At 52.9% G+C, this 8,026-nt stretch carries 10 protein-coding genes and 1 pseudogene; 7 read left to right on the plus strand and 4 right to left on the minus strand.

Going from position 1 to position 8,026, the window contains the following annotated elements; translation table 11 throughout:
- A pseudogene (locus F3J08_RS16320) lies at nucleotides 1–103 on the plus strand (IS5/IS1182 family transposase); the annotation flags it as partial.
- 141 nt (nucleotides 104–244) lie between these two features.
- On the opposite strand, the gene F3J08_RS16325 reads toward F3J08_RS16320, so the two are convergent.
- A complete protein-coding gene (locus tag F3J08_RS16325) occupies nucleotides 245–1,153 on the minus strand; it encodes a LysR family transcriptional regulator (RefSeq protein WP_166931730.1) in 909 nt (302 codons plus the stop codon).
- Nucleotides 1,154–1,349: 196 nt separating this feature from the next.
- On the opposite strand from F3J08_RS16325, the gene F3J08_RS16330 reads away from it, so the two are divergent.
- The 6 genes from F3J08_RS16330 (at nucleotide 1,350) to F3J08_RS16355 (ending at nucleotide 6,079) form a co-directional block, all read left to right on the plus strand.
- Nucleotides 1,350–1,661 (plus strand): DUF1330 domain-containing protein, encoded by a 312-nt coding sequence (locus tag F3J08_RS16330; RefSeq protein ID WP_166931733.1) that lies wholly within the window; start codon nucleotides 1,350–1,352, stop codon nucleotides 1,659–1,661.
- A gap of 86 nt (nucleotides 1,662–1,747) precedes the next feature.
- Nucleotides 1,748–2,584: an aldo/keto reductase gene (locus tag F3J08_RS16335; protein ID WP_240149419.1), complete on the plus strand. Its 837-nt coding sequence runs from the start codon at nucleotides 1,748–1,750 to the stop codon at nucleotides 2,582–2,584.
- 81 nt (nucleotides 2,585–2,665) lie between these two features.
- Nucleotides 2,666–3,226 (plus strand): flavodoxin family protein, encoded by a 561-nt coding sequence (locus tag F3J08_RS16340; RefSeq protein WP_166931739.1) that lies wholly within the window; start codon nucleotides 2,666–2,668, stop codon nucleotides 3,224–3,226.
- Nucleotides 3,227–3,368: 142 nt separating this feature from the next.
- Nucleotides 3,369–4,112, plus strand: a complete 744-nt coding sequence (locus F3J08_RS16345; protein WP_166931742.1) for an SDR family NAD(P)-dependent oxidoreductase — start codon at nucleotides 3,369–3,371, stop codon at nucleotides 4,110–4,112.
- A gap of 46 nt (nucleotides 4,113–4,158) precedes the next feature.
- A complete protein-coding gene (locus F3J08_RS16350) occupies nucleotides 4,159–5,169 on the plus strand; it encodes an NAD(P)-dependent alcohol dehydrogenase (RefSeq protein ID WP_166931744.1) in 1,011 nt (336 codons plus the stop codon).
- 49 nt (nucleotides 5,170–5,218) lie between these two features.
- A complete protein-coding gene (locus tag F3J08_RS16355) occupies nucleotides 5,219–6,079 on the plus strand; it encodes an aldo/keto reductase (RefSeq protein ID WP_166931747.1) in 861 nt (286 codons plus the stop codon).
- 45 nt (nucleotides 6,080–6,124) lie between these two features.
- Here the strand turns inward: F3J08_RS16355 and F3J08_RS16360 are convergent, their stop codons facing one another.
- From F3J08_RS16360 to F3J08_RS16370, 3 genes are read right to left on the minus strand one after another with little or no spacing between them, the layout of a single operon-like run.
- Nucleotides 6,125–6,352, minus strand: a complete 228-nt coding sequence (locus F3J08_RS16360; RefSeq protein WP_166931749.1) for a tautomerase family protein — start codon at nucleotides 6,350–6,352, stop codon at nucleotides 6,125–6,127.
- 10 nt (nucleotides 6,353–6,362) lie between these two features.
- A complete protein-coding gene (locus tag F3J08_RS16365) occupies nucleotides 6,363–7,106 on the minus strand; it encodes an SDR family oxidoreductase (RefSeq protein ID WP_166931752.1) in 744 nt (247 codons plus the stop codon).
- Nucleotides 7,107–7,133: 27 nt separating this feature from the next.
- On the minus strand, nucleotides 7,134–7,529 hold the full coding sequence (locus tag F3J08_RS16370) for a cupin domain-containing protein (RefSeq protein WP_166931754.1): 396 nt from the start codon (nucleotides 7,527–7,529) through the stop codon (nucleotides 7,134–7,136).
- Nucleotides 7,530–8,026: the final 497 nt, after the last annotated feature.

Genomic DNA, 8,026 nt, shown 5'->3' on the forward strand with positions numbered 1-8,026 from the left:
GCGGCGCCTGGTCCGCGACTACGAAAAGCGCCTCGACGTCTCCGGCGCCATGATCGACATTGCCATGGGCAGCCTCCTGCTCCGCCGCATCAGCCATCCATAGACATTCTCAAACGGGCTCTAAGACCCCTGCCATCATGCCGCATAAGCCTTCCGATGCAGCATTGATTCTCGTATTAGTTAACATTGTGATTAGAATAGGATAAGCTAATATTGGAAAGACGTCTGAATAAATAGATAAGAATTATCTTCTGTGTTCAGAGTATGTGCGAGATTTGGCGATCGTATCGATAACGCAGCGTAGTTTGAGCGGCATAAAACGTGTGGTTGGCCATACTGCATACGTATCAAAGCGGGGCATTGAGAAATTGGAAAGAAGCCGGAGCAGGCGCCCGCTTTCTATGTAATCGTGCGCAAGCCAATCGGGAAGGCATGCAACACCAGCTCCGGCCAAAGTAGCGTCGGCAATTGCATCATAACTATCGAACTGGAAGCGCGGGCTGATGTCTGCTTTTTTTTTCTCTCCGTCGGAAAGAAAAAAAGTCCAAGGGAAGATTTCTCCCTTGTGCAAGTAAGCCAATGTCTGATGTTGCCTGAGATCGTCAATATCTCGCGGGATAGCGCTATTTTTCAAGTAAGTGGGAGACGCACAAACGACTTTTCCTTGAGTCGCCACGACTCTTACATCGAGACCCATGTCAATGCCCGGTGAGTGATTGCGGATAGCAAGATCATATCGGTCACCAATAAGGTCCACCGTATGATCGCTAAAATGAAGATCCAGTTTGAGCTGGGGGTATTGCGCCGCGAAATTCACCAGAATGGGCGCAACGCAATGACGACCAAAAAGGAGAGGCATGGTGATACGCAATTTTCCGGCTATCTTATGCCTTCCTGATTCCAGAAGCTCAGCCCCTTCTTTAAGTTCATGAACAGCGCGCAGGCAGCGTTCGTAATAGATCAGGCCGTCCTCCGTGAGGCTGACAGTGCGTGTCGTGCGATGGAAAAGCCGGACACCAAGGCGCTCTTCAAGTCGAGCAATCGTTTTGCCAACGGCGGATCGTGAGAGCGCCAGATGGGATCCGGCGACTGAGAAACTGCCAGCTTTTATCACTTTAATAAATACGTCCACACCGTCAAAACGATCTCTCATGGAATGCTTGTCTCCTCTTCTTTTGGCGATCTGCAAGCTACATAATGTAGCGAATATATCCCCAATAGTGATAATAAAATATCTTACGGTTCTCTGAAATCTACAATATGATTTTTGTTGATTGAATTGTCGACCTCATTGAGGGTGGGTCAAGAGTCATCTTGCCCGAACGGTCGCACGACAAAGGAGAGAACTGATGGCAAGTAGCGCCCAAGGTTACCTTATAGGCAACTTTACGGTGACGGATCCGGAACTGATGACCCAGTACAGCCAGCAGGCGGGGCCATTAGCACAGGCATATGGTGGCGAAGTGATGGTTGCTGCGTCCGGTTTCGCGACGGTGGAAGGCCAAGCCCAGTCAACGTTGATCGTGATTCGTTTTCCGAGTCTGGCCAAAGCCGAAGCGTTTTATCACGACCCGGCTTACGCGCCGGTGAAGGCCTTGCGGGTCAAGGCAACAACAGGCGGCTTCCTGACGCTTGTACCAGGCCCACCGGTCAAATTTTAAAAGCGAGAACGTTTATGGGCATTCTTCGTAAAACATTTCGACTGAACGCAGAAACTCAGATTCCAGCAGTTGGCTTCGGGACGTATTTGATCGACGAGGCTGATGTCTCCAGCGCAGTTCATACGGCTATTGGCGCTGGGTACCGGCATATCGATACGGCAGCGGTCTATCGGAACGAAGCCGGCGTCGGTCGTGGCATCAAGGCTGCGATCGCCGATCATGGACTTACACGAGAAGAAATTTTCGTGACGACGAAACTCTGGCCCGGTGCCGCAGAGTGGGGCGAAACACCCAAGACATACGCAGAGACGTTCACAGCATTCGATGAGAGCGTTAAACGTTTGGGGCTCGACTATATCGACCTCTACCTGATCCATTCTCCTCACGGTGGAGCGCGTCGTGTCGAAGAGTGGCGTGCGCTTATCGATCTCAAGAAGGCTGGCAAAGTACGGAGCGTCGGTGTCAGCAATTTCACCGAGGCTCATATCAATGAAATAAAGGCTGCTGGTCTGGCGCTTCCCGAAGCAAACCAGATCGAGCTGCATCCCTGGTCGCAAAAGCCTGACCTGGTGGGCTATATGCACGAGCACACGATTGCGCCGATCGCCTATAGCAGCCTTGCTCCGCTTTCCACATGGAGAGCCGGTCAGGAGAGCGCCAAACCTGAGGCCGAAAAGAAGGCAGATGGTGTCTTCGCAACGATGGCCGCAAAATACGGTGTCACGGAAGCACAGTTGCTCCTCCATTGGGGCGTGCAAAATGGTTACGCGATCCTGCCGAAAAGCCTGAACCCGGAGCGCATGAAGCAGAACCTCGCTCTCGATGGTTTTGAAATTGATGCCGAGGATATGGACGCCATTCGCAAAATGGATCGTGGCGCGGGCATCGCATGGTCAATGGGTGATCCGACAAAGGTGTCCTGATCAGAAGAGCAACGACGCATGCTTTTAGATCACGACCTTAAATTCTCAATAATCAGTTCTTAACACAACGGAGTTTCCCTCATGAAAATCGCAATCGTTTATGACAGTGGCTACGGTCATACCGCCAAACAGGCACAGGCCGCCGCTGATGGCGTCAATCGTGTCGACGGGGCCGAAGCCATCCTTCTTCCTGTTGCCGAGAACTCCGCTCCTTGGGATCTGCTTCAGGAGTGCGATGCAATTATTTTTGGATCGCCCACCTATAATGGTTCACTGTCGGCACGTCTGAAGAAGTTCATGGAAGATTCGACCGGTCCGGTTTGGACCTCGATGAAGTGGCGGAACAAGATTGCGGCCGGTTTTACCAATTCGGGTGCAATGCACGGCGACAAGCTGAACTCCCTCATCGGCATGGCGCTCTTCGCTGCCCAGCACGGCATGATCTGGGTGGGGCTGGACCTGTTTGCCAGCACCAACCCAGAAGATATGAACCGGCTCGGCGGTTGGCTGGGCGCAATGGCGCAGTCTGATAACGCCTCGCCCGACGTCACCCCGATCAAGAGTGACCTTGGGACGGCCGCTCATCTGGGGCAGCGCATCGCCGAGACCACAAAGCAGTTCATTGCCGGGAAGACCGCCTGAAAGGATAAATCTGGTTCATTCTGTTTTGAAAATAATGATGGACCGGAGTGATGTCACATATTTCTCCTGACGTAATGACTAATTTCGTGAGGTCAGGAGATGGGGGCGGACATGCTTCCCCCCTTGGTAAAGGATACCCAACATGAAAACAGCTTTGGTCACGGGTGCAGGGCGCCGTGAAGGCATCGGTTTTGAGACCGTTCGACAACTGGCGCAGCAGGGAATGCACGTTTTTCTCTCTGCGCGCTCTGTTGAAAAAGCCCACCCACTGGCGCAGATTCTTTGTGATGAAGGCTTGAACGTATCGGCTATACAGCTTGACACCACAGATCTTGAGAGCGTCACGCAAGCTGTACAGCGCATTGCGGAACAGTCTGGAAAGTTGGATGTTCTGGTCAATAATGCGGCCATCATGGCAGTTACCCCAGTCACCGACTTCCGCACAGACCTTGATGTTGTGCGGCAACAGTTTGAATCTAATCTGATGGGCACATGGCGGCTGTCACAGGAGTGTTTTCCGCTTCTGAAGGCCTCTGGTGATGGACGGATCGTCAACGTCTCTAGTGGAGCGGGTTCTTTCTGGGATCCGGATTTTGGCCTAGTGAACAATCCGGGATTTGAAATGAGCAAATTCGGCGACGTTCCCATTGGATCTTATGCCCTGACCAAACTGGCCCTGAACGGTCTGACGATCAAGCTGGCCAAAGACTTCAACAAGGACGGAATTCTTGTCAATTCTGTCTGTCCCGGATTAGTGGCGACCTATCCAAACTCGCCAGGGCGCCCTGTTGAGGATGGCGCGCGCAGCGTCGTTTGGGCCGCCAATATCCCGGCAACTGGTCCGACAGGTTTGTTCTTCCGTGACGGCAAACAACTGCCATGGTGAAATTCCTTAGTCTGACTTCGAACCGACTTTCCAAGGAGTGGTCAGTATGCGTGCATATGAACTGAACGGGGCCAATGGCCGGGCCAGTGTGAGCCTGACAGAACGTCCTGAACCAACGGCTCTGCGTGGGCAGATCCTGATTGAGATGAAGGCCTGGTCTCTCAACTATCGTGACCTTCTGATTATCAACGATAATTATAATGGCCTCCGTCCTAAAGGCGCGTTGGCACTCTCCGATGGGGTCGGCGAAGTTATTTCCGTGGGCCCTGACGTCACGCGCTTTAAAGTCGGCGATCGGGTGAGCCCAACATTTTCCAGCACCTGGATTGCGGGCCCTATGACAGCTGCAGATCCACCAAAATTTCGCGGAGCACTGGTTGACGGAGTGCTCGCGGAGAGGATCGCATGCGATGAACAGCATGCGGTGCGTGTTCCTGATTATCTTTCAGATGCCCAAGCAGCGACCTTGCCTTGTGCGGCGTTGACGGCGTTCAATGCGCTGTTCGGGCCTCGCCCGCTTGTGAGTGGCGAAACTGTTCTCACTTTGGGGACAGGCGGCGTGTCGAGTTTTGCCATTCAGCTTGCCGCCAAAGCTGGAGCCCGTGTCATCTCGACCTCTTCAAGTGATACCAAACTCGAGGAAGCCAGGAAGCTTGGGGCGACTGACCTTATCAACTATCGCACGCATCCCGAATGGCAGCAGGAAGTGTTGCGCCTGACGCATGGTCGTGGCGTGGATCATGTCGTAGAAGTTGGGGGAGGCGGCACCATTGAACGGTCTGTAGCCAGCGTCGCCATTGGTGGACAGGTGCATATGATTGGTGCGCTCTCGACTGGAACGCTCAGCCCCCGAACACTCGTCCCCTGGAAAACTCTCCGTGGGATTATGGTCGGATCCCGCGCCGATCACGAGGCGATGAACCGCATGATGGCGTACCATCAGATCCGACCCGTCATAGGCAAGGTTTTCGCGTTCGATGATGCTTTGGGGGCTTATGGTTGTCTGGAAGAGGCGGCGCATCCCGGAAAAATTGTGATTGAACGATCCCTGGCGTAAAAGTCCATAACGGTTAAAATCAATGCGTTTGAGTCAGGAGTCACATAATATGACGCAATGTCCAATAGTGGCACTCAACAACGGCGTGGACATGCCTCTCCTCGGCTTTGGCGTTTATCAGATGACCAATGCGGCTGAGTGTGAAGCCGCCGTTCTGGAAGCGCTGCGTGTGGGCTATCGCCTGATCGATACGGCCGCTGCTTACGAAAATGAGGAAGCTGTCGGTCGAGCCATCGCTGCAAGCGGTATTCCTCGGAGCGAGATTTTTATCACAACGAAGCTTTGGGTTCAGGATGCGGGCTACGAGGCAGCTAAAGCAGCGTTCCACCGTTCTCTGGCACGTCTGAAACTGGATTATCTCGATCTGTACTTGATCCACCAGCCCTATGGAGATGTGCATGGCTCCTGGCGGGCAATGGAGGAATTGCAGGAAGGTGGCAAGGCCCGTGCGATTGGGGTGAGTAACTTTCATCCGGAGAGGATCATGGACCTGATCGCCTTCAACCGGATCAAGCCCGCGATCAATCAGATCGAGACGCACCCATTTTGCCAGCAGATTGCGACACAGGCATTTTTGGCCGAGAACGGCGTTCAGATCGAATCCTGGGGACCTTTTGCCGAAGGACGCAACAATCTGTTCAGCAACTCCGTGCTGGCGGAGATTGCGTCCCGGCATCATCGCTCCGTTGCTCAGGTCGTGCTGCGCTGGTTGCTGCAACGACAGGTCGTCTCCATCCCGAAGTCGGTCAATGCCGAGCGAATTCGACAAAATTTCTCAGTATTCGATTTTAATCTCGATGACGCGGATATGGCTTCAATCACGAAGCTCGATACGGGGGAAACAGCTTTTACGGATCATCGCGATCCCGAGCGTGTGAAACGGATTGCCAAGATACGCTTTAGTACTTAAAGGCTATGTGCGTTGACGGTTGGACCGCCAACGCACATTTGTACGCTACATAGCGTAGCCAGGCTTTTTGTAGAGTGACGTCGCTTTATCTTGGATGTCAGGTTTATAAACCTGATCATGCCAGTCTAGCGAGGCAATCTCGTCGAAACCAACGGAGACCGCATCGTCCGTATAACCCAGAATCGTGGTAACCTGCTGGGTGATCGCATCTGCCAGACGCTGTTTCTGCTGCTCGGATTTACCTGGCCATAGCTTCACGATGATATGCGGCATTGGGGATTCCTCACCAGGCCTGATTGGCAGGTCCAACTGTAAACTCGTTGATCGTTGTGTCTGCCGGGGCAGAAATCGCAAACAAGACTACGTCGGCAATACGTTCGGGAGGGATAGCATGCTGATCGTAAAGCTTTTGCATGGCTGCAGCTGACCCGGCATCAGAAATGCCGCCGAGCAATTCCGTTTTCACTGCTGCGGGATAAATCGTGGAGGTGCGAATATTGGTGCCCTCCATGGCTGACTCCATACGAAGCACTTCCATAAAATCGCGAACGAACCACTTGGTGCCGCCATAGATCGCGCTGCCAGGGTATGCTTTGAGACCGGCCACTGACGAAACTGCAATGATCTGACCGTGTTTCTGTGCCACAAAATGAGGCATCACGGCGGCAACACCATTCAGAACGCCTTTGATGTTGATATCTACGGCTGCGTTCCATTCGTCTGTCTTCAAGGCGGATACGGGGGCTGTCGGCATCAGACCGGCGTTGAGAAAAACAACATCAAGACGGCCATATTTTTCTTTGGCTAAGTTGACCAAAGCCTCGTTATCGGTCGCCTTTGTTACATTTGTCACAAGGTAGGTCGCTGTGCCGCCCTCGTCTTCGATAGCACTGACAATTTCCTTCAGGCGCTCTTCTCGGCGCGCACCCAGGACAACGTTCGCACCTTGCCGCGCGAGAAGCCGTGCGGTTGCCTCGCCAATGCCCGAAGATGCGCCGGTGATGAGAACAACTTTATCTTTAATCATGATGTTTCACCTGTATAAATATTTGACTTATTGCCCGTACTGGTCGTCAGAGACGTGTTCGAGCCAGTCTACGACTTTACCATTCTCAACTTCCTGAATGGCGATATGGGTCATGGCCGTTTCTGGAGCCGCGCCATGCCAATGCTTTTCACCTGGTTCGAAAAAAACCACGTCGCCAGGGCGGATTTCTTCGACCGGGCCGTCCCATCGCTGAACGCGACCAACGCCTGATGTCACAATAATGGTCTGGCCCAGTGGGTGGGTATGCCAGGCTGTCCGTGCACCCGGTTCAAAGGTCACGTTTGCACCCTGAACACGATCGGGAGCGGCCGGGTTGAAAAGCACATCAACCCGGACAGTGCCAGTGAACCAGTCTCCGGGTCCTTTGAAAGACGGCTTATGACCTACGCGGAAGATTTCCATGATTTTACTTTGCCTTTTTTCACAGATGAAGAGCTAAGCTCAACTAAAAATAATAGTTGCCCCAGCGGTTGACTAGGTAACATTATGTGCATGGGTAAATGAGGAAAATTCATAAATGCTCCCCAACCGCGGTCATAATCCTACCATGGCTCCGATGGTTGCAAATCAACGCAAGCGCCACGGCGCAGCAGTGCATTCATACTATATATGCTTAAATCCGGTTGACAGAGAGCCTGTACGATCTACCTAGAATTTGTTTCACTTTGGGCCTTATGGAAAACGGGCAAAACGGAGAGATGTGACACGACGTGATCTGACAGATCGGGAGCAAGCGCTGATTGGTCCGTGTCTGCCGCCTGAACGTGGATATTAGATGTTTGGTCCCGGGTTTTGATGGTGCAATCTTTTCATCGGAATGGAAGGAAGCACTATGGGCCAGGTTCACCACGGGAGCGCCACGACGACAGCGGCAGTCCGTCGAGCGATACAGCATAGTC

This window comes from Asaia sp. As-1742 (genome assembly GCF_011753235.1).
GTDB classification, from domain to species: domain Bacteria; phylum Pseudomonadota; class Alphaproteobacteria; order Acetobacterales; family Acetobacteraceae; genus Asaia; species Asaia bogorensis_B.